Here is a 19,649-nt window from a genome sequence, read left to right on the forward strand (position 1 = left end):
CTGCATGGCACAGGGATTTACCCCGATCGTAGAGTTCTACGGCGCCAACGCGGCGCTGCTCAATCAACGCCTGATGCACTGGAGCCACACCGACGCCGCGGGTATCCAGACTGACCGCCTGGAACTGACCCTTAATATAGAAGGGTTGGAGGGCTTGCCCAGCCTCAGTGGCAAGATTGGCCTGCGCGTCGGTTACCAGGAAACCGGCTTGGTGGAAAAAGGCGAGTTTGTTGTCACCCAACGCACCCCAGTGTTGTTTCCGATGCGCCTGATGATCGTGGCGACCGCCGCGCCCTTCAGCGAGGCGGATAAAAGCGGCTATCGCCAGCGCCGCTCCGCCAGCCATGGGCCGACTACCTTGGGGGCATTGTTTCGCCAAGTGGTCAGCCGCCATGGTTTTTCACCGCGAGTGGCACCGACACTGGACGGCATTGCGATTGCGCACATCGACCAGTCCAACGAAAGCGACATGGCCTTCATCACCCGCCTGGCCAAGCGTTACAACGCGGTCACCAAGCCGTTTAACGAGCTTTACGTGCTGGCCGAAGCGGGGCAGGCCAAGTCCCTTACCGGCCAGTTGCTGCCCGAAGTGAAGCTGTCTGTGACACACGACAACCGCCCGGGAGACCAGGCCTTTATCACCGCCAAGCTCGACGAAAAATCGCGCTCCAAGTACATGGGCAGCTGCGTCAGCTGGTGGGATTCCGGGGCTGGCAAGCAGCGCATGGTCCAGGTCGGGATTGCCCCGTTCAAGACCTTGCGCCAGCGCTGCCAGAACGAAGCCGAAGCCCGCGCCGTGGCCGAAGGCGAACTGCGCCGGGTGGGCCGTGAAGGTTTGAAGCTGCAGATCGATTGCCCCGGTAACCCTTTGCTCGCTGCCGAAGGCTTGCTGGTGCTGGATGAAACCTGGCCTTCGTATATGCAGGGGCGCTGGTCGATTACTCAAGTGACCCACGTTGGCGACCCGGCGACGGGATATCGCAGCTCGATCATGGCCAGTGGACTGGCGTCTTGATCGTCACTACTGCGCGCCGTTGAAGCTCCCCATTACCGACCTGAAGCGATACAGGAACCAAGATGCCTATGAACGACGAAGAATTGGCCGCGATCAACCGCTTGATCGCCGCCCTGCAAACCCAGACCGATGGCCAGGTGGCGCTCAACGCGGCCATTCGACTGTTGGCCCAGAGCAACCAGGCGTTGGTCGACCTGATCAAGAGCCGAGAGCCGGACCCGAATGCGCCGCCTTATCTGGATGGCAAACCGGCCCCCTGATCCCGTCTCGACCTGCCTTGCACGCAGCAACACAGCCGTTGCACCCCACAGCCCGCCTTCGCGGGTTTTTTATTGTTCATGGAGAACATTCGATGTCGATTCTTACCCAAGGTACCCAGATTTTTGCCCTCGTCCCGCCGGTCTCCGGCACCGGGCCCTACACCGTGCTGGAAGTCGAGCACGCCACTTCGTTCGAACCGGGCGGTGCCCCGGCCGAGCAGATTGAAGACACCAGCCTCAATGCCGAAGAGCGCAGCTACAAGAAAGGTTTGCGTACCCCTGGCACGGCGAGCCTGGGCCTGAACGCCGACCCGACCAACGCCAGCCATATCCGCCTGCACCAGCTCTCCGAGGCCAAGGGCGATACCGGCGTGAAGTGGGCGGTGGGCTGGTCCGACGGCAAGGACGTGCTGCCAACCGTCAACGCCAAGGGCGATGGCTTTGAGCTGCCGGCAACCCGCACCTGGTTCACATTCGACGGCTACGTCTCGGACTTCCCGTTCAACTTCGCACTGAACGCAGTCGTGACCACCACCGTCACCATCCAACGCACCGGCGCCAGCGCCTGGATCAAGAAAGTCTGAGAGACGCCATGAACCTCAAACAACTGAAAGCCAAGGGCGGCATCGTCGATGCCCAGCCGGTGAAGAAAGACATCAGCTGGACGCACCTGGACAGCAAAACCGGCAAGCAAGTGACTGACACATTCACGGTGCACATCCGTCGCCAGTCGTTCGGTGTGATCGAACGTCTGTTCAGCCAGGGCGAGTCGGCACAGAGCCGCAACGCCAGCTACCTCGCGGCCTCAGTGTCGTTGGGGGCCGAGGGTGATGAAGCCCTGAGTTACGACGATGCGTTCGGTCTTGAGCCGTCATTGGGGTTTGTGATCCTCAATGCAGTCAATGAGGTCAATGGCACCCAGGGTGGTGGCGCAAAGAGCTGACGGCCGCCGATGAGTTCTGGCACGAACTGGTGCTGAACGGAGTGGGCGGCCGCACGATCGCCGAAGCCAAGGAACGCATGACCTACCACGAAGCCCTGGCCTGGGGACGCTATATCGACCGATATGGCTCCCTGCACGCCGGTAGGCGGCTGGAGGCGGGCAGCGCGTTGGTGGCGCTGCAGACCCACCGGCTGGGCGGCGGCACGGCCGAGATGATTGACTTCATGCCCCACGAGCTGCGCCGGGGTGTGTCGCTTGAACGTGCGATGAACGAGTGGCGTTAAGGACGACGCCACTTTCCTTGAAACCCGTTTCGACGGGTTTTATCCATGACCCGGAGAAACCTATGGCAACTGCTTCCCAGGGTAATCTGACGCTCAACCTCGGCAGCCTGGAGCAGGCCCTGGCGAAGGCGTCGCGGATTACCGAAAACAGCATGCGCGAGATGCAGCAGAAGATCGAGGACGCCAGTAAAAAGGTCAGCGCCTCTGCTGCAGCTGCGCTACAGGTCACGTCCGGTCAGTTCAAGGGCTTTCAAAGGGCCTATGACCCGGCCACGGATGCGGCGGAAAAATTTATCCAGAAAAATGCGCAACTGGTGCAAGTGCTCAAGCAGAGCCAGGGTGCGCAGAATGATTTTGTTGGCGCGCTGGATGCGCAGTCCAGTTACACCGAGCGGGCGGGGCTGAAGTTTCCAGTGGGTGGGCCGTACGCAGAGGCTGTACCGACGCCTTCGGGTGACGACGCGGCGATGGCATTTCTGGACGACGCAAAGACCCGGCAGGTAAAGAGCAACTTCGCCGAAATGACGCAGTTGCTTGATGACTGGCGCCAGGGGGCGAGCAGCGCATTCGAAGAGTATTCGACCAAGGCAGGCACGGCGGCCGAGCAGTCGAAGGCAGTGTTTAGCAGTGCTTTCGAAAAGATGGACCAGGCTGTTCTGACGTTCGCGACCACGGGGAAATTCAACTTCTCAGATTTTGCTACCTCGGTTCTCAAGGACATGGCCACGATGGCGGCGAAGACCGCGGCATCCAGTGCGCTGAGTTCGTTGTTCGGGCTGGCCAGTTCAGCGCTCAGTGCCTGGTGGAGTGGGGGCGCACCCACCACGACTCAGGTCGGGCCTTATACAAACACGTTCAATCCGCAAATGAGTACCAATGGGCTGACGCCCTATGGATCTTCTATGGGGTTTGCCAAAGGTGGCGCTTTCACTAACTCCGTCGCCTCAGGCCCAACCCTGGCCCCCATGGCCCTCTTCGGCGAAGCCGGCCCCGAAGCCATCATGCCTCTGAGCCGTGGCTCCGACGGCTCCCTCGGTGTGCGCGCACTGGGCGGCGGTCAGTCAGGCAGCACCAGCAGCAACCAGGTGGTGATCCAGCAAACAATCAACGTTGCCGACGGCCAGGGCTCAGGCACCGACACCAACGCCCAGAACGTTGCCCGCGCCTACGCCGGCTCTGCCCGTCAGGGCGCCGCCGAGCAGATCGCCCGCGACCTCAAGCCGGGCGGGCAAATCTGGTCGGCCATCAACGGCCGCTGATCATCAACGGCTTACGCCTGGAGAAAACATGAGCACAGAAACTTTCACATGGGTGCCCAAGGTGGAGCCCGTCGGCAGCGTCGAGTTTCGTCTTAAGACGGCCAAATTCGGCGATGGCTACCAGCAAACGGCAGCGGACGGGATCAACAACAAGACCCAGTCCTGGCCACTGACGTTCGTGGGTGACGAAGCGCGCATCAAAGCGATCGTTGCTTTCCTTGATCGCCATGCCGGCGCCAAGGCGTTCAACTGGACCGCACCACTGGCAGCGCCTGCGTTGTATCGCTGCAAGGGTTACCAGCCAACGCCCATGGGCGCCGGGCTCTACTCCCTGACGGCAACGTTCGAGCAAGCCTTCCACCCCTAGCGCCGCCTCCACCCCGCCGTAGTGCGGGGTTTTCTTTGCCCGGAGAATCATATGTCCATCACTGCAGATATCCAGACCCTGGAGCCCGGGGCCTGGGTGGAGCTTTTCGAGCTCGATGCCACCCACCTGGGTGCCGAGTTGTACCGATTTCACGGTTACCCCCAGGAGTCATCGATCTTCTGGCAGGGCCACGAATATTCACCCTGGCCGATCCAGGCCGAGGGCTTCGAAATGTCGGGGCAGGGCACCCAACCGACGCCGACACTGGCCGTAGGCAACGTCGGCGGTTTCATCACGGCGCTGGTGCTGTATTTCGAAGACCTGGTAGGCGCGCGCCTGATCCGCCATCGGACTTTGGCCAAGTACCTCGACGGCCAGCCCGAAGCTGACCCGGAAGAGGAACTGCCGCCAGACATCTGGTACGTCGAGCGCAAGGTTGCCGAAAGCAGTGAGACGGTGAAGTTCGAACTGGCCAGCGCGCTGGACTTCAACGGCGTGCAACTGCCACGTCGACAGATCGTCGCCAACGTATGTTGGTGGCTCAGCTGCGGCGGTTATCGCGGCCCCTATTGCGGCTACAACGGCGGCCCGGTGGCGGATGCCAATGACGTGATTGTCACTGACGCAGCCAAGGATAAATGTGGTGGGCGGCTGACCAGCTGCAAGCTGCGTTTCGGCGAAAACAACCCACTGCCCTACGGCTCATTCCCGGCAGCCGGACTGTTGCGGAGCTGAGCATGAATAAGACCAATCTGGCGGCGATTGCCCGGCACGCCGTGGCCGCGTATCCCCATGAGTGCTGCGGCCTGCTGATTCGTGAAGGGCGCAAGCGTGTGTATGTGCCGTGTCGAAATACGGCGAGCACGCCCAGCGAACATTTTCGTCTGGCGCCCGAGGACTACGCTGGCGCCGAAGAGCGGGGCGAGATTCTCGCGGTGGTGCACAGCCATCCGGATTGTCCGGCGACACCCAGTGAAGCAGACCGCGTGGCGTGCGAAGCCTCCGGGTTGCCCTGGCACATTGTTGAAGTACGCACCGACGACGACGGACAGGTGCGTACCGGTGAATGGGCCAGTTGCACGCCAAACGGCTACCAGGCGCCCCTGATCGGTCGTGCCTTCGCCCACGGCGTGCATGACTGCCTGAGCATCATCCTCGACTACTACCGGCGCGAGCTGGGCATCGAGCTTGGCGACTATCAGCGTGAAGACGGTTGGTGGGACAAGGGCGGCAACCTCTACCTGGACAACCTGCCGGCCGCCGGTTTCGTGCAGGTCAGCCAACTGCAACAGGGCGATATCGTGCTGATGCAGATCCGGTCGCCAGTGCCCAACCATGCCGCGATCTACCTGGCCGACGGCGTGCTGCAAAGCGAACCCGAGCATTACCCGGCCCCAGGTTCCATCCTGCACCACCTGTATGGTCGCGACAGCAAGCGCGATACCTACGGCGGCTATTGGGGCGAGGTGACGGTCAGCTATTGGCGACATGGCCTGCGGGCCAAACACTAACCACATCGGCGGATCATTCGCCTGGAGGATGCCATGCATCATGAAAAAGTCAGGACGGTGCGCCTCTACGGCAGCCTGGGCGCGAGCTTCGGGCGTGTGCATCGGCTGGCGGTGAGCAATGCTTCGGAAGCGATCCATGCGCTGTGCATTCTGGTGCCGGGGTTCGAGCGTTTCTTGATGGAGTCCAAGGACCGGGGCGTGACGTATTCGATTTTCCTGGGCCGCGACAACATTGGCCAGGATCGCCTCAAGGCACCTCCAGGCGCTGCGGATATCCGTATCGCACCGGTGCTGATGGGCAGCAAGCGCGCAGGGTCGATGCAAACCATTATTGGCGTGGCGCTGATTGTGGCTGCGTCGTACTTCTCTGGCGGTCTGGCCTCGGGCAGTTCCTCTGCCTTGATCGGTGCTTCATCCACCACCGGTTGGACCTTCGCCGCGAGCATGGGGATTTCCATGGCCATGGGTGGCGTCGCGCAGTTGATGTCACCCATGGCCAAAGGCCTGGGCACCATGGACCGTCCGGAAAACCGTGCGAGTTACAGCTTCAATGGGCCGGTCAATACCAGCATTCAAGGCAGCCCGGTGGGTCTGCTTTATGGTCAGTTGACGGTAGGCAGCGCGGTAATCAGCGCAGGCATTTATGCACAGGACCAACTATGAGGAAGATTGCGGTGACTCCCGATTCCCCAACGTGCGTGCCAGCGATACAACAAGCCGCCACTGAAAAGGTGCGCACGGTTCGCCTGTACGGCGTGCTGGGTGCGCGCTTTGGCAGAGTGCATCGATTGGCGGTCAGTAGCGTTTCAGAAGCCATCCGGGCCCTGAGCATTCTCCTGCCTGGCTTTGAACGTTTCCTGATGGAATCCAAAGACAACGGGCTGACCTATTCGGTGTTCATGGGCAAGCAAAACATTGCCCAGGAGCGCCTCAGTGCCCCTGTCGGCGATGATGACATCCGCCTGGCGCCGGTGCTGATCGGCAGCAAGCGCGCAGGTGCCCTGCAGACCATTGTCGGTGCGGTGCTGATCGTCGTTGGCGCGATTATCACGGGCGGCACCTTTGGTGCCGGCGCACCGTTTGGTTCGAGTCTGATCATGATGGGCGCCTCCATGGTAATGGGCGGGGTAATGCAAATGTTGTCACCCGTACCCAAGGGCCTGGCGGCGCAAGATGGCCCCAACAACCGCGCCAGCTACAGCTTCAACGGCCCGGTCAACACCAGTGCCCAGGGCAACCCGGTCGGCCTGCTTTACGGCCAACTGATCGTCGGCAGCTCCGTGATCAGCGCCGGGATCTACACCCAGGATCAACTCTAACGTTCCTGCTCTTCAACCAGCCCGCCGCGTGCGGGCTTTATTTCGCCTGAAGGAAAGCCATGACTGACCTCACTCTCGCTGGCAGCAAAGGCGGCGCGTCCAAGCCCCGTCCCTCCGTGGAGGCGCCAGACAGCCTGCAAAGTACGGCCTATGCCCGTATCCTCGATCTCGTCAGCGAAGGCGAGATTGTCGGTTTGAAAAACGATAAGCGCTCGGTGTTTCTCGACGAGACCCCGCTGGCCAACGCCGATGGCAGCCTCAACTTCAGTGGCGTGACCCTCGACACCCGCAATGGCAGCCAGGACCAGTCACACATCCCTGGCTTCCCGGCAGTGGAAAACGAAAGCCCGGTGTCCATCGAGCTGCGCAGCGATCAGCCCTGGACCAAGTCTTACTCCAACCTGCAATTGTCGGCAGTGCGGATACGCCTGGCGGTCACGCGGCTGTCGCAGACCAACACCAGCAACGGCGACACCAACGGTTATACCGTGCAGTACGCCATCGATCTGTCTACCGACGGCGGTGCGTTTACAGAGGTGCTGGCCGCCGCGTTCAGCGGTAAAACCACCACCAAGTACGAACGTTCCCACCGCGTTGACTTGCCCCCTGCCAAAGTGGGCTGGGCCCTGCGCGTGCGGCGGATCACACCGAACTCCACCAGTGGCGCGATTGCCGATACCACCACCGTGGAGTCGTCCACTGAGGTGATTGATGCCAAGCTGCGCTACCCGGGCTCGGCGTTGATCGGCCTGCAATTCGATGCCGCGCAATTCCAGTCGATCCCCTCGCGCTCTTTCGAACTGCGTGGGCGAATTATCAAGGTGCCGAGTAACTACGACCCGCAAACCCGTGTGTACAGCGGCGTGTGGGACGGCACGTTCAAATCCGCCTGGACCGACAATCCGGCATGGATTTACTACGATCTGCTGTTGCACCAACGCTATGGCCTGGGCCACCTGCTCAACGCCGGCCAAGTGGACAAGTGGGAGCTGTACCGCATCGGCCAGTACTGCGACCAGCCGGTGTCCGACGGCAAGGGCGGCACCGAACCGCGCTTCACCTGCAACCTGTACCTGTCGGTGCGCGCCGACGCCTTGAAGGTGTTGCAAGACCTGGCGACCACCTTCCGTGGCATGTCCTACTGGGGCGCGGGCTCGGTGATGGCAGTGGCGGACATGCCGGAAGACCCGGTCTACACCTACTCCAACGCCAACGTGATCGGCGGTCAGTTTATCTACGGCGGCTCGGCGAAAAAGACCCGCTACACCGTCGCCCTGGTCAGCTGGAATGACCCGACGGATTTTTATCGCCAGAAGGTGCAATACGTCGACGACGCCGAAGGCATCGCACGCTACGGCATCCAGCAAACCGAAATCAGTGCCACCGGTTGCACCTCCCAGGCGCAAGCCCAACGCATCGGCAAATGGGCGTTGCTGACCAACCGTCTGGAAACCGAAAGCGTAACCTTCGCAGTTGGCCTCGACGGCACCCTGGCCCGCCCCGGCCAGATCATCCGCGTGGCCGACAACGACCGCGCCGGCCGCCGCATTGGCGGGCGCCTGCGTGCTGCCACACTCGACAGCCTGACCCTGGATGCCGAAGTCACCGCCACTGCCGGCGACACCATCACCCTGGTAATGCCCAACGGCAAGGCGGTGTCCCGAGCGGTCAAGTCCGTCAGCGCAGCAGGTGCGGATGAGCAGTTGGTAGTGCTGCAAACCAGGCTCGACGAACTCCCGCCGGCCCAATCGATCTGGGCTATCGATTCGGCGACCCTGGCTTTGCAACAGTTCCGCGTACTGTCGATATCCGAAGACTTTTCGGATGACGAAATCAAATACAGCCTCAGCGCGGTCAAGCACGTACCGAGCAAATTTGCCGCCATCGACAACGGCGCAAAAATCGACAGCTCGCCGATCACCGTGATCCCGCCGAGCGTGCAAGCAGCACCTACCGGCGTGACGGTCAGCAATGACCATTTCGTCGAGCAAGGCAGTGCGGTCAATGTCATGACCATCGAGTGGCAGCGGGCGGCCAATGCCATCGCCTATGAGGCTTACTGGCGCAAGAACGACGGTGAGTGGGTCTACGCTGGCCGCACGGGCGGCAGTTCTATCGAGGTGTCCGGCATTTATGCCGGGCGTTATGTGGCCAAGGTGCGGGCGATCAACGCGCTGGATATCGGCTCCCTGTATAGCGAGTCCGTGGAGACCGTCCTTAACGGCAAGACCACACTGCCGCCGACCGTGGCAGCGCTGACGACGGAGTCGTTGGTGTTTGCGATCAAGGTCAAATGGCAGATTCCGCAGGGGGTGAGCACAGCGGATTTGCAGCGCACGGAGATCTGGTACGGGAAAACCGCTGATTTGGCGATGGCAACCAAGCTGGGGGATTACGCCTATCCGCAGACCGATTTGACCATGATGGGGCTGGCGGCGGGGACGTCGTTGTTTTTCTGGGCACGGTTGGTGGATCGCACGGGCAATATCGGGCCGTGGTTTCCAAGCGGGTCGGGCGTCAACGGGCAAGCGAGTTCGGATGCGTCGCCGATTCTGGATCTGATCGCAGGGCAAATCAGCGAGACGGAACTGGGCAAGCACTTGCTCGACCGTATCGAGTTGATTGATGGATCTGGCTCGGGTTCGGTCAACGACCGATTAGACAATACCCGTAAAGAACTGCAAGCACTGGTTGATCAAGTCACGGATGCGTTGCTGTACGACGCGGCCAGGGCATATGCCAGTGGCGAGTTTGTACGCCAGGAGAGTCATCTTTACCAGGCTATCCAGGCAGTACCGGCTAACAGCCCACCGCCTAACGCGGCTTATTGGCTGGACATTGGCTCCCTGGTGCAAACCAGCAATGCACTGGCGTTGCAGATCCAGCAGAACAAAACGGCGATTGAGACGGTGGACGGCAAGGTCACCAGTACTGCCCAGAAAACCGACGGGGTGTATGCCCAGGTCAACCCGAAGATGGCAGGTGACGAGCAAACCTCATTCGCGGGCGATGACGTTTCCATGGCTGGCACTTGGTCGGTGATGTCGGCGATTGCCGAGGGTGATATTGCCCAAGCGATGAAGACGGATGCGTTGGAGGTGAGGGTCAATCAGAACCGAGCCAGTATTACCACCGTAGACAGCGCTTCTGCTTCCCGGGATGAAGCCCTTGCCCAGCGGGTTACGCGGCTGGATGCAAGGGTCAGTCAGAACCAGGCCAGTATCACCAACGTAGACAGCGCTTCTGCCTCCCGAGATGAAGCCCTTGGCCAGCGGGTTACGCAGCTGGATGCAAAGGTCAATAACAACTCGGCATCGATCGATACGCGACTGACGACCTTGGCCACTGCGGATAAAACGCTGGCCCAAAGCATTGAAACGGTACAGACCAAAGTTAACCAACAGTCAGTGAGTATCCAGACCAATGCCTCGGCGATTGCGGATACCAATGGGAAGTTGGCGGCGAATTGGTCAGTGCGGATGCAAGTTGCTGCGGGTGGTGGTTATAAGTTCGCCGGTATTGGGTTGGGCATCGAGAATGGTCCAGGTGGGTTGCAAAGTCAGTTTCTGATTTCGGCGGATCAGTTTGCGATTTATAACGAAAATACCCCGGGTAAGCCGACAACGCCCTTCGCAGTCAGGGGGACTGAGACGTTTATCGATAGTGCATTCATTCAGAACGGCACGATCACTAACGCCAAAATTGGTCAGGTTATTCAGTCCAATGATTATCAGCCGGGTGTCCGTGGTTGGAAGCTTGACAAGGCGGGGGGGTTGGAACTTAACGGGGTAGGGGGCGGTGGCCGGATGACCATCAGCAATCAATTGGTTCAAGTGTTTGATGCTAACCAGGTATTGCGTGTTCGATTCGGGATCTGGGGTTAATCACCAACCCATCAACAGGAGAGAGGCTATGGCAGCAGGATTTCAAGCGTTCAATGCACAGGGCGGAGTGCTGGTCGATGTAAATACTCGGCTTGCCCGGGTCATTGGCAGAATAAGCAGCGGCACGGGAGCAGGTTCGTTGGTGGTCGATGCATTTGCCCAAGGTCGTCCTTGGTATATGGTCACACTTGAGGCCGGCATCAATGTTACTGATGGGCCCCAATGCCGTATTTCGCAGAACACCTTGATGTGGAGTGCCTCTGTCAATCCAGGGCTTATTACGTACGGTATTTCATGATGGCTATTGGCTTTCAAGTTTTAAACGATGACCGTAGTGTCCTCCTTGATCAAAACTTTAAAACCTACGGTTTTGTGAGTAAGACAACTCAGGTGAGTACTGCCACCAGCAGTAACCCGGCGTGGGGGCAGTACTTGGATGTCTGGATACCGGATGCCGAGGAAATTGTGGCTGTACGCGCCCAGAATGAAGCTCACTCAGTGTGCCTGGCGAATGTATCGCGCAGTGGCGGCGGTTACATCCAGCGTTACGTCACGGATGGTTCAACGATCGTCAACTTGGATGTATATCGTTTCCGGCCGGGCGTGTCTGCGGGAGGTGCCTTTGGCATGCAGATATTCAATGACCATGGCGAGTTGGTGTATGACGCGACGACGCCTCAGTTAATTGTAAGAGACGTATTGGTCGGAACGGATAATTTTGAGGCGGTGGTCGGCGATCATAATTATGAAGCAGGCAAGAAATATGCAGTTGTGTTTGGAGGCCGATGTGGGCGAAGTTGGCGCACCACGCAATTTACAGGTGGCGGTGGGAACTTTAGGATTAATGAGTATGCGAGCACCAACTTCTTCACTCACGGCCCAGGTAAAATAAATTTCAAGGTCAAATATTATTATTATTTTGGTTATACCAAGCAGCATCAGGTGAAAGAGTTTAATTATCGAGCTGAAGCCTACAGCTACCTCGTAGTAGACGTAAGCGGGATATGACTACGAGAGATAACAAGATAAGGATATTGCTGAGCTTGAAATGGATTTTCAATTTGGAGGTGAAGGATGTCACGACAAGAAATTGATCTCGGTACGCGCCCCAGCGGCGTAGGGGGTGATACTCCGCGTAGCGCTAACTTTAAAATCAACGCAATGACTCAAGAGCTATATAGCCGGATGGATGCACTTGGCTCGGCGGCTTCCGGCATATTGACGACAAGCGCCGATGACCATACTCCAGGCCGAGTCGTTCGCGTGGGCGACTTCGGCGTGGGTGCCTACAATCCCCTCCCGGAAGCAGACCTTGATGGTGTGCGCAAAGCGGGCACCTATTATTCAATATCCGGCTTGCATACCCCCACAGGCCAAAACGGTTGGTTGACCGTCAATGAGGCCGGCGCCGGCTATACCATGCAAGAGTACTTCGTCGTCAACGACGCTTCGAGGTGGGTTCGTGTGGAGGTTGTGGGTGTTTGGCAACCCTGGCAAAAAGTCCTCACCGACGGCCCGGGCCTGGCTTCCACCCAGCAACGGCTGGGTCTCAAGTCGCGTGCCTTCCAGGCCGATGGTGAGCGCCTGCTTGGGCAAAACACCACGGAGGCGGGGAGGGCCAGTGGTTCTCTGGTTTCCTCGCTGACCATCCACACCACCATGCCCTACACCGAGAGCGAGTCACCGTTGATTCGGTGTGTGGGCTGCATAAACGGCTACACGTCGCCATTTACGCTCGACCTGTCCTGGTACTACTACCAAGGCTCGTTCAATTCCGGCGTTGCGCTGTTGAATGCGGCATCCCCGGCCATCGGCAGCGTGCAAAGCGGTGCATCGTTGAAAGTCAGCGTATACCGCCGTCCAGAGACCGGCCTGATGTCCATTTACATCGGTTTTCCCGGAGTGGTCTACCTGCCCCGGTTTGCGATGTACTCAATTCAGACCGGCACCCTTGAAGTGCCTGCAGCCTTTGCATCGAACTGGATCACGGAGGCGGACATCGCACCGCCTACCGCCGGCATGAACATGGGCGCGCTGAATGTCATCACCACTCTGAACACGGCCAACTGCGCAAAGCAGGCCGATGGCTCGATAAAGGCGATTTGAAAATGAGAGCAGTCATTGAACTACGCGGGGCTGAGGGGACTTGTACGGTTGTTCCGTTCAGCAATCAGAAAGTCACCTCGAAGCGAAAGGCTCAAGGTGTCTATGAAGTGCGCGGTACGTTGGGCCTTATCCCGCTGGCGCCTGAAGGAAGTGGGTGGGGCTACAGCATGGGAGTGGGTGAGAAAGAGGTTTCGGCAGTTGTCACGTACTCCCGAAAAATCATGACCGTTAAATTGCAAAAAGATGGGCAACCCTACGAGTTGGTGGGGGCCGTCTCTTTGCATTGTGAAATCGCTGATTCGGCTCCGGTGGTCGTGCCAGTTTTTTGAATAGTTGACTGGCGTTTCCGGTGCCCGCCTTTGTGCGGGCTTTTTATTGAAATGACTATGGAGAGTCCACATGGCACGACAGGAAATCAATATTGGTGCGGCACCCACTGGCGTCGGCGGTGACACACCGCGCAGCGCCAGTATCAAGATCAACGCAATGACCCAGGAGCTGTTCGCCCGCCAGGCTCAGTTGGGCACTGCAGCCACTCAAAACGTGGTGAGCGGCAGCGACGACTTCACCCCAGGGCGGGTGTCAATGATGGGTCATGCGGGCTGGGGTGCCGAGCCCATTTCGAAACAGCCCACCGACGATGCCAACGAACTGCCGCGTGTCAGTGGGTTGTTTCAGTTTGGTAATGGGGGCGCCAACCTCCCCAATCCTTATGTGCAGATCCTGCAGATTGCCAACTCGGGTGGCTATATCTGGCAAACCGCGAAAGCCATGCTGGATGAGTCGGTTTTCACCCGTGGTCGACGGGCTGATGGCCAGTGGACGCCGTGGCGCGCCGAAATCAATACCTCGGTTTTCGCTCTGGGGACTGCGCCAGGCGCGACGCCGGGAGAATTGATGGGACTATCGGCGGCGCAAACCGCTTCGCCCAACAAAGCCAATACCGGCCTGTACAGCTACTACCTACACCCCGACGGTGTGCCGGGCTTTGGTGCGATCAGTGTGCTGTCCCAGGCGTGGGGCCATGACCCGCAATGGCGTGCGCAGTTGTCGATGGCGGTATCGGGGGACGGTATTCACTTCCGCCAGTTCAGTGTCAACCCAGGCGCGGCTGCGCCCAACTGGCGCAGCATTCTTCATAACGGCAACGCGATTTCCGGGGTACTCAACGCTGGCCCTTCGGGTGCCCTGCCGATTAATTCGGGGCTCATCGAGCGCGGTGGTTCGCTTGATAATTGGTACTTCCGCTTTGCCGGCGGTTTGCAAATCTGTCAGCAGCGCTTCACCGGCTACACCGCTGGTGTCACGCGCAACGTTGCATGGCTGGCGGCTTTCGCGGATACGCCTGTGGCGGTGTTCCCCAACATTTACCCGTCGATTGACTGGGACATGTCGGCCAGGTGCTACGGCAATAGTGGTTCCTACTTTTTTATGTCTGACCGGACGCTGAACAATATCGTGACAGTGACGGCAATCGGGAGATGGCACGCATGATTATTCACCATGTTCCTTTTCGGCCTCTTGGCACCGCGACTCCCACGACAGCCTTTGTCGAAGGTGAAATATTGATCCTGAATGACCAGAGGATTGACCTTTCGCTGATCCCTGACGGGATGACCCTGCCGATGTCCGCCATCGGGCATGAATTGTTCGCAGGGCCCGTCAGCCGTCGTAATGGCGAGATCGAATTGACCTTGAAGCTGGCCGTCAACGCGGATGCGCCAGCTTACATGTGGCAGAACGGCAGGCTCCAGGTATCGGCGGGGCCGGTTCCCTTTCCGGTCGAGCCGATTGATCTGCCCACTCACTTAGCCAAACCCGCGGAGGGCTTGAGCGATGTTTGATTTGTCGAAGCTTGAACAAAACCAGACGCCCCAAGACCTCCAGGCACAGGCGGACTCGCGTGAGGCCCTCGCTTATCTGGCGTCTACCGACTGGTACAGTTTGCGGTTCCTTGAAGAGAACACGCCCGTACCCGCAGAGATTCTGGCGGCCAGGGCGGTGGCTCGTGGCAAGGTCATCCCATGACGCTCACGCAACTTCAGCAAGTCTTCCCACGCGCCCGCTCTCTAGCGGGCGTTTTCATATCCTCACTCAACTTGGCAATGCTGAATCGGCAAATCAGCACTCCCCAACGCGCCGCAGCCTTCCTCGCTCAAATCGGTCACGAGTCCGGTGAACTGCACTACGTGCGCGAGCTGGGCAGTGATCAATACCTGAGCAAATACGACACCGGCGTCTTGGCGGCGCGCCTGGGTAACACTCCCGAAGCGGACGAAGATGGACAAAAGTATCGTGGCAGAGGGTTGATCCAGATAACCGGCCGCCGTAATTACCTTGCGTGCAGCCAAGCGCTGTTCGGTGACGATCGCCTGCTGCGACAACCGCAGTTGCTTGAGCAGCCGCAATGGGCCTGCGAATCCGCCGCCTGGTTCTGGCAAAGCAACGGCCTCAACGAGCTCGCCGACAAAGACCAGTTCACCACCATCACCCGGCGTATCAACGGCGGCCTCAACGGTCTGGACGACCGTTTGCAGTTGTGGGCCCGGGCGAAGGCGGTGCTATGCGTTTCCTAGGTGTGTTTCGCTTGATTGGTGTGTGTCTGCTCATGGCGTTGGTCTGGCAGGTACAGGCGTGGCGATACAGGGCGCAGTTGGAGCTGCAATCGGTGGTCCACGCGCAAGCGCTCAGCCAACAAAGCCAGGCAATCCTTCGCCAGCAACAGGCCGAACAGACCAAACGCCTGGCCCTTGAACAACAGCTCTCGACTAGCGACCACCAACACATTCAGGAATTGAACGATGCCCAACGCAACCAAGCGGCTCTGCGCGATCGCCTGGCCACTGCTGATGTGCGGCTGTCAGTCCTTCTCGACAGCGCCGCCACTGGCTGCACAGTGCCTGCCACCTCCGCCGCCGGCAGCATGGTTCATGCAGCCCCGCGAGCCCGACTTGACCCGGCGCATGCTCAGCGAATTATCCGCATCACCGACGACGGCGACAGCGCCCTGATCGCCTTGCGCGCTTGCCAGGCCTATGTGCAGGCCGTCGCGCGTTAGCCTCTTGATGCACTCTGTATCTTGCATGGCCGATAGGCTCCTGTAGGGTAGGCGAACCCCCGCCCACTCCTGGAGACGACCGTGAAGGAAATCACTCAACTGGCTGCTGAACTGGGTCGCCGTTTGCAGGTGCTCAGTGCCCACGTCACCACTGCCGAGTCCTGTACCGGCGGCGGCATTGCCGAGGCCATCACGCGGATCCCGGGCAGTTCTGCCTGGTTCGAGGCGGGCTATGTCACCTATTCCAACCGGCAGAAGACCCGGCAGTTGAACGTGCCGGAAAAACTCTTTTCCAAAGTAGGCGCCGTCAGCCAGGAAGTAGTGGAGGCGATGGCCCGCGGCGCGCAGGAAAAAAGCCTGGCGCGGTTTGCCGTGGCGGTCAGCGGTGTCGCCGGTCCGGATGGCGGCTCGCCAGACAAGCCGGTGGGCACCGTTTGGCTGGCCTTTGCAGTGGGCGACGAGGTGACGGCCGAGCTTGCGCACTTCCCCGGCAACCGCGACGAGGTGCGCCGACAAACGGTAAAAGCCGCACTGGAGGGCTTGTTGCGACGAGCTGCAGCAGAAATCGAGAATCAGGGGTAGGCGATCACCGATCTTTGTGGAACAATACTGTCTACTTATACAGGTGTTGGCCGTCAGGCCTTATTGATTACGTGAGGACTTTAATGGACGACAACAAGAAGAAAGCCTTGGCTGCGGCCCTGGGTCAGATCGAACGTCAATTCGGCAAGGGTGCCGTAATGCGTATGGGCGATCACGACCGTCAGGCGATCCCGGCTATTTCCACTGGCTCTCTGGGTCTGGACATCGCGCTCGGCATTGGCGGCCTGCCAAAAGGCCGTATCGTTGAAATCTACGGTCCTGAATCTTCCGGTAAGACCACCCTGACCCTGTCGGTGATTGCCCAGGCACAAAAGATGGGCGCCACCTGCGCGTTCGTCGACGCCGAGCACGCCCTGGATCCTGAATACGCCGGCAAGCTGGGCGTCAACGTCGATGACCTGCTGGTTTCCCAGCCGGACACCGGCGAGCAAGCCCTGGAAATCACCGACATGCTGGTGCGCTCCAACGCCATCGACGTGATCGTGGTCGACTCCGTGGCTGCCCTGGTACCCAAGGCTGAAATCGAAGGCGAAATGGGTGACATGCACGTGGGCCTGCAAGCCCGCCTGATGTCCCAGGCGCTGCGTAAAATCACCGGTAACATCAAGAACGCCAACTGCCTGGTGATCTTCATCAACCAGATCCGCATGAAGATCGGCGTGATGTTCGGCAGCCCGGAAACCACCACCGGTGGTAACGCGCTGAAGTTCTACGCTTCGGTCCGTCTGGATATCCGCCGTACTGGCGCGGTGAAGGAAGGTGACGAGGTTGTCGGTAGCGAAACTCGCGTCAAGGTTGTGAAGAACAAAGTGGCCCCGCCATTCCGTCAGGCCGAGTTCCAGATCCTCTACGGTAAGGGTATTTACCTGAACGGCGAGATGATCGACCTGGGTGTACTGCACGGTTTCGTCGAGAAGTCCGGTGCCTGGTATGCCTACAACGGCAGCAAGATCGGTCAGGGCAAGGCCAACTCGGCCAAGTTCCTGGCGGACAACCCGGATATCGCCGCCACGCTTGAGAAGCAGATTCGCGACAAGCTGCTGACCCCGGCGCCGGACGTGAAAGCTGCCGCTAACCGCGAGCCGGTTGACGAGATGGAAGAAGCCGACACTGATATCTGAAGCAAACGATGACTGTTGTACTGGATACACTCGTTGCCGTTCGGCGCACTGCAATGGACCTGCTCGCTCGCCGCGAGCATGGCCGAGTCGAGCTGACGCGTAAATTGCGTCAGCGCGGCGCAGAGCCTGAGATGATCGAAGCAGCCCTCGACCGTTTGACAGAAGAAGGGCTGTTGTCGGAAGCCCGTTACCTTGAAAGTTTTGTGTCCTATCGAGCGCGCTCCGGTTACGGCCCTGCGCGGATTCGTGAAGAGCTGAGCCAGCGTGGTCTGCAACGTGCCGATATCGACCTTGCCCTGCGTGAGTGCGGTATCAACTGGCAGTCGCAGTTGGAAGACACTTGGCGTCGCAAGTTTGCGGGGCACCTTCCGATTGACGCCAGGGAGCGTGCGAAGCAAGGGCGCTTTCTGAGCTATCGCGGGTTTTCGATGGACATGATCAGCCGCTTGTTGAGCGGCCGCGATATGGACGACTGAACGCCCCAAAACGAAAAGGCCCACTATGAAAATAGTGGGCCTTTTTTTTCGCCTGCAAAAAACTACGCCGGCAGTGATGTCACGCGTTGCTGCGTCTTGCCTTGGGCCTGTGCCCAGTTTTCCGGCAGGTTGATGTAATCCACCAATTCACGCAGTCGCCCCTGGTCGCGGCCATTGAAGTTGAACACCAGGCGGGTCAAGTGACTGAACCTTGGTTCGTCATGGTCTTCGCCTGTATAGGCGAGTTGTTGAAACTCGCCACTGAGCCGCAGGCTGGCAAACTCTTGCTGCAAATGGGCCAGAGCACGCTCACTGAGAGGATGGTTCATGCGCACCACAAACTCGCGTTTCAACCAACGGGTGGAGTGGAAGTTGGCATAGAACTGGTTGATTTCATCCACTGCTTCTTCGGCGCTGTAGACCAGGCGTATCAGCTTGAGGTCAGTGGGCAGGATATAGCGGTTGGCTTCCAACTGGCTGCGGATAAAGTCCAGGGCACCTTGCCAGAACCCACCGCCCGGCGCATCCAGCAACACCACTGGCACCAGCGGGCTCTTGCCAGTCTGGATCAGGGTCAGTACTTCCAAAGCCTCGTCCAGGGTGCCGAAACCGCCTGGGCACAACACCAGCGCGTCGGCTTCCTTGACGAAGAACAACTTGCGGGTAAAGAAGAAGTGGAATGACAGCAGGTTTTCGGTGCCATCGATGGTGGGGTTGGCGTGCTGTTCAAACGGCAGGGTGATATTGAACCCCAGGCTGTGCGCCAGGCCCGCGCCTTCGTGGGCTGCCGCCATGATGCCGCCGCCACCGCCGGTGATCACCATCAGGTCGGAGCGCGCCAATGCTGCACCCACCTCTCGGGCCAGCGCATACAGTGGGCTTTCCACTGGTGTACGTGCCGAGCCGAACACCGTCACCTTGCGCCGGTCCTTGAATTGTTCGAGTACGCGAAATGCATGGTCTAATTCACGAATGGCGCGCAGGGTGATCTTGGCATTCCAGCGATCCCGGTCGTCCTGGGCCATGCGCAGAACGGTAAGGATCATGTCGCGATAAAGGGGGATATTCGGGCTATTGGGGGCGATCAACTGGATTTGCGCGTCGACCTGCTGCGTGAGGTCGGTCCCGTTTTCTTCAAAATGACGAAGCAACTGATCATTGGATTCATAAGGCATTCAACTTCTCCTTCTTTACAGGGCCGGATAGTCGACGAGAGCGTCGTCGGGGCCACGACACTGCATGTGTCGTTGCATGCCACAGGAGGGCAGGCCGCTTATGCCCTGAAAGTGTTACTGAACAGCATTGAAATAGCTGTGGGCGGGCGTATGGGATGGCTTGATCATGGGCCGAAAAACCCTTGGCTGGCAACCGCTTATTGGTTACGCATCAGAGCGTTCAGTCGTTGGCAGAAAACGGATCGAAGGATTGCGCGCCGCTGGACAG

The 19,649-nt window shown here is 59.3% G+C and carries 25 protein-coding genes; 24 read left to right on the forward strand and 1 reads right to left on the reverse strand.

What is annotated here, in order from left to right; all coding sequences use genetic code 11:
• Positions 1-4 precede the first annotated feature (4 nt).
• From IH404_RS07225 to recX, 24 genes are all read left to right on the forward strand, one after another.
• Positions 5-1,015 carry a contractile injection system protein, VgrG/Pvc8 family gene (locus IH404_RS07225; protein ID WP_194440203.1) on the forward strand — a complete coding sequence of 337 codons (1,011 nt, stop codon included), beginning with the start codon at positions 5-7 and terminating at the stop codon, positions 1,013-1,015.
• A 62-nt stretch (positions 1,016-1,077) separates the two neighbouring features.
• On the forward strand, positions 1,078-1,275 hold the full coding sequence (locus IH404_RS07230; protein WP_228391189.1) for a hypothetical protein: 198 nt from the start codon (positions 1,078-1,080) through the stop codon (positions 1,273-1,275).
• Between the two features lie 92 nt (positions 1,276-1,367).
• Positions 1,368-1,859, forward strand: coding sequence for a phage tail tube protein (locus tag IH404_RS07235; protein ID WP_005785416.1), 492 nt, complete (start codon positions 1,368-1,370; stop codon positions 1,857-1,859).
• A gap of 8 nt (positions 1,860-1,867) precedes the next feature.
• Positions 1,868-2,218 (forward strand): phage tail assembly chaperone family protein, TAC, encoded by a 351-nt coding sequence (locus IH404_RS07240; protein WP_005785418.1) that lies wholly within the window; start codon positions 1,868-1,870, stop codon positions 2,216-2,218.
• A gap of 29 nt (positions 2,219-2,247) precedes the next feature.
• Positions 2,248-2,502 (forward strand): hypothetical protein, encoded by a 255-nt coding sequence (locus IH404_RS07245; RefSeq protein WP_032803291.1) that lies wholly within the window; start codon positions 2,248-2,250, stop codon positions 2,500-2,502.
• Between the two features lie 62 nt (positions 2,503-2,564).
• Positions 2,565-3,761: a phage tail tape measure protein gene (locus IH404_RS07250; RefSeq protein WP_194440204.1), complete on the forward strand. Its 1,197-nt coding sequence runs from the start codon at positions 2,565-2,567 to the stop codon at positions 3,759-3,761.
• A gap of 28 nt (positions 3,762-3,789) precedes the next feature.
• On the forward strand, positions 3,790-4,128 hold the full coding sequence (locus IH404_RS07255; protein WP_005785426.1) for a phage tail protein: 339 nt from the start codon (positions 3,790-3,792) through the stop codon (positions 4,126-4,128).
• A 51-nt stretch (positions 4,129-4,179) separates the two neighbouring features.
• Positions 4,180-4,863: a phage minor tail protein L gene (locus tag IH404_RS07260; protein ID WP_005785428.1), complete on the forward strand. Its 684-nt coding sequence runs from the start codon at positions 4,180-4,182 to the stop codon at positions 4,861-4,863.
• A gap of 2 nt (positions 4,864-4,865) precedes the next feature.
• Entirely contained in the window at positions 4,866-5,639 is a 774-nt protein-coding gene (locus IH404_RS07265) for a Mov34/MPN/PAD-1 family protein (protein WP_005785430.1), read from the forward strand.
• Positions 5,640-5,672: 33 nt separating this feature from the next.
• Positions 5,673-6,302, forward strand: a complete 630-nt coding sequence (locus IH404_RS07270) for a tail assembly protein (protein WP_005785432.1) — start codon at positions 5,673-5,675, stop codon at positions 6,300-6,302.
• Positions 6,299-6,958, forward strand: a complete 660-nt coding sequence (locus tag IH404_RS07275) for a tail assembly protein (RefSeq protein ID WP_242462648.1) — start codon at positions 6,299-6,301, stop codon at positions 6,956-6,958. Before IH404_RS07270 ends, IH404_RS07275 begins: the two co-directional genes overlap by 4 nt.
• Positions 6,959-7,017: 59 nt before the next feature.
• Complete coding sequence (locus IH404_RS07280; RefSeq protein WP_194440205.1) at positions 7,018-10,842, forward strand: phage tail protein; 3,825 nt, start codon at positions 7,018-7,020, stop codon at positions 10,840-10,842.
• A 28-nt stretch (positions 10,843-10,870) separates the two neighbouring features.
• Complete coding sequence (locus IH404_RS07285; RefSeq protein ID WP_146097855.1) at positions 10,871-11,140, forward strand: hypothetical protein; 270 nt, start codon at positions 10,871-10,873, stop codon at positions 11,138-11,140.
• On the forward strand, positions 11,140-11,850 hold the full coding sequence (locus IH404_RS07290; RefSeq protein ID WP_146097856.1) for a hypothetical protein: 711 nt from the start codon (positions 11,140-11,142) through the stop codon (positions 11,848-11,850). Before IH404_RS07285 ends, IH404_RS07290 begins: the two co-directional genes overlap by 1 nt.
• Positions 11,851-11,916: 66 nt before the next feature.
• Complete coding sequence (locus IH404_RS07295) at positions 11,917-12,948, forward strand: pyocin knob domain-containing protein (protein WP_157264119.1); 1,032 nt, start codon at positions 11,917-11,919, stop codon at positions 12,946-12,948.
• 2 nt (positions 12,949-12,950) lie between these two features.
• A complete protein-coding gene (locus tag IH404_RS07300) occupies positions 12,951-13,277 on the forward strand; it encodes a hypothetical protein (protein WP_032803292.1) in 327 nt (108 codons plus the stop codon).
• A gap of 70 nt (positions 13,278-13,347) precedes the next feature.
• A complete protein-coding gene (locus tag IH404_RS07305; RefSeq protein WP_005785442.1) occupies positions 13,348-14,442 on the forward strand; it encodes a hypothetical protein in 1,095 nt (364 codons plus the stop codon).
• Complete coding sequence (locus IH404_RS07310) at positions 14,439-14,792, forward strand: hypothetical protein (protein ID WP_194440206.1); 354 nt, start codon at positions 14,439-14,441, stop codon at positions 14,790-14,792. Before IH404_RS07305 ends, IH404_RS07310 begins: the two co-directional genes overlap by 4 nt.
• The gene (locus tag IH404_RS07315; protein ID WP_005785446.1) at positions 14,785-14,976 is read left to right on the forward strand and encodes a hypothetical protein; all 192 of its coding nucleotides are present in this window, start codon (positions 14,785-14,787) and stop codon (positions 14,974-14,976) included. Before IH404_RS07310 ends, IH404_RS07315 begins: the two co-directional genes overlap by 8 nt.
• Positions 14,973-15,524, forward strand: a complete 552-nt coding sequence (locus tag IH404_RS07320) for a glycoside hydrolase family 19 protein (protein WP_194440207.1) — start codon at positions 14,973-14,975, stop codon at positions 15,522-15,524. The genes IH404_RS07315 and IH404_RS07320 overlap by 4 nt, the downstream gene beginning before the upstream one ends.
• The gene (locus IH404_RS07325) at positions 15,512-16,006 is read left to right on the forward strand and encodes a lysis system i-spanin subunit Rz (RefSeq protein ID WP_005785450.1); all 495 of its coding nucleotides are present in this window, start codon (positions 15,512-15,514) and stop codon (positions 16,004-16,006) included. Before IH404_RS07320 ends, IH404_RS07325 begins: the two co-directional genes overlap by 13 nt.
• 81 nt (positions 16,007-16,087) lie before the next feature.
• The gene (locus IH404_RS07330; RefSeq protein WP_194440208.1) at positions 16,088-16,588 is read left to right on the forward strand and encodes a CinA family protein; all 501 of its coding nucleotides are present in this window, start codon (positions 16,088-16,090) and stop codon (positions 16,586-16,588) included.
• Between the two features lie 83 nt (positions 16,589-16,671).
• A complete protein-coding gene (gene recA / locus IH404_RS07335) occupies positions 16,672-17,730 on the forward strand; it encodes a recombinase RecA (RefSeq protein WP_005785454.1) in 1,059 nt (352 codons plus the stop codon).
• Positions 17,731-17,738: 8 nt separating this feature from the next.
• Entirely contained in the window at positions 17,739-18,206 is a 468-nt protein-coding gene (gene recX, locus IH404_RS07340; protein ID WP_194440209.1) for a recombination regulator RecX, read from the forward strand.
• Between the two features lie 62 nt (positions 18,207-18,268).
• Here recX and IH404_RS07345 read toward each other — a convergent pair whose 3' ends face one another.
• Positions 18,269-19,381: a TIGR00730 family Rossman fold protein gene (locus IH404_RS07345; RefSeq protein ID WP_005785458.1), complete on the reverse strand. Its 1,113-nt coding sequence runs from the start codon at positions 19,379-19,381 to the stop codon at positions 18,269-18,271.
• Positions 19,382-19,649: the final 268 nt, after the last annotated feature.

This window comes from Pseudomonas sp. OST1909, from assembly GCF_015277575.1.
Taxonomy (GTDB): domain Bacteria; phylum Pseudomonadota; class Gammaproteobacteria; order Pseudomonadales; family Pseudomonadaceae; genus Aquipseudomonas; species Aquipseudomonas synxantha_A.

Bases quoted from the DNA above. Each gene is read 5' to 3' on its own strand.
- IH404_RS07305 (WP_005785442.1), top strand. From the start codon at position 13,348: ATGGCACGACAGGAAATCAATATTGGTGCGGCACCCACTGGCGTCGGC.
- IH404_RS07275 (WP_242462648.1), top strand. From the start codon at position 6,299: ATGAGGAAGATTGCGGTGACTCCCGATTCCCCAACGTGCGTGCCAGCG.
- IH404_RS07315 (WP_005785446.1), top strand. From the start codon at position 14,785: ATGTTTGATTTGTCGAAGCTTGAACAAAACCAGACGCCCCAAGACCTC.
- IH404_RS07310 (WP_194440206.1), top strand. From the start codon at position 14,439: ATGATTATTCACCATGTTCCTTTTCGGCCTCTTGGCACCGCGACTCCC.
- IH404_RS07345 (WP_005785458.1), bottom strand. From the start codon at position 19,381: ATGCCTTATGAATCCAATGATCAGTTGCTTCGTCATTTTGAAGAAAAC.
- IH404_RS07320 (WP_194440207.1), top strand. From the start codon at position 14,973: ATGACGCTCACGCAACTTCAGCAAGTCTTCCCACGCGCCCGCTCTCTA.
- IH404_RS07300 (WP_032803292.1), top strand. From the start codon at position 12,951: ATGAGAGCAGTCATTGAACTACGCGGGGCTGAGGGGACTTGTACGGTT.
- recA (WP_005785454.1), top strand. From the start codon at position 16,672: ATGGACGACAACAAGAAGAAAGCCTTGGCTGCGGCCCTGGGTCAGATC.
- IH404_RS07250 (WP_194440204.1), top strand. From the start codon at position 2,565: ATGGCAACTGCTTCCCAGGGTAATCTGACGCTCAACCTCGGCAGCCTG.
- IH404_RS07290 (WP_146097856.1), top strand. From the start codon at position 11,140: ATGGCTATTGGCTTTCAAGTTTTAAACGATGACCGTAGTGTCCTCCTT.
- IH404_RS07265 (WP_005785430.1), top strand. From the start codon at position 4,866: ATGAATAAGACCAATCTGGCGGCGATTGCCCGGCACGCCGTGGCCGCG.
- IH404_RS07280 (WP_194440205.1), top strand. From the start codon at position 7,018: ATGACTGACCTCACTCTCGCTGGCAGCAAAGGCGGCGCGTCCAAGCCC.
- IH404_RS07325 (WP_005785450.1), top strand. From the start codon at position 15,512: ATGCGTTTCCTAGGTGTGTTTCGCTTGATTGGTGTGTGTCTGCTCATG.
- IH404_RS07235 (WP_005785416.1), top strand. From the start codon at position 1,368: ATGTCGATTCTTACCCAAGGTACCCAGATTTTTGCCCTCGTCCCGCCG.
- IH404_RS07230 (WP_228391189.1), top strand. From the start codon at position 1,078: ATGCCTATGAACGACGAAGAATTGGCCGCGATCAACCGCTTGATCGCC.
- IH404_RS07255 (WP_005785426.1), top strand. From the start codon at position 3,790: ATGAGCACAGAAACTTTCACATGGGTGCCCAAGGTGGAGCCCGTCGGC.
- IH404_RS07270 (WP_005785432.1), top strand. From the start codon at position 5,673: ATGCATCATGAAAAAGTCAGGACGGTGCGCCTCTACGGCAGCCTGGGC.
- IH404_RS07285 (WP_146097855.1), top strand. From the start codon at position 10,871: ATGGCAGCAGGATTTCAAGCGTTCAATGCACAGGGCGGAGTGCTGGTC.
- IH404_RS07260 (WP_005785428.1), top strand. From the start codon at position 4,180: ATGTCCATCACTGCAGATATCCAGACCCTGGAGCCCGGGGCCTGGGTG.
- recX (WP_194440209.1), top strand. From the start codon at position 17,739: ATGACTGTTGTACTGGATACACTCGTTGCCGTTCGGCGCACTGCAATG.
- IH404_RS07240 (WP_005785418.1), top strand. From the start codon at position 1,868: ATGAACCTCAAACAACTGAAAGCCAAGGGCGGCATCGTCGATGCCCAG.
- IH404_RS07225 (WP_194440203.1), top strand. From the start codon at position 5: ATGGCACAGGGATTTACCCCGATCGTAGAGTTCTACGGCGCCAACGCG.
- IH404_RS07295 (WP_157264119.1), top strand. From the start codon at position 11,917: ATGTCACGACAAGAAATTGATCTCGGTACGCGCCCCAGCGGCGTAGGG.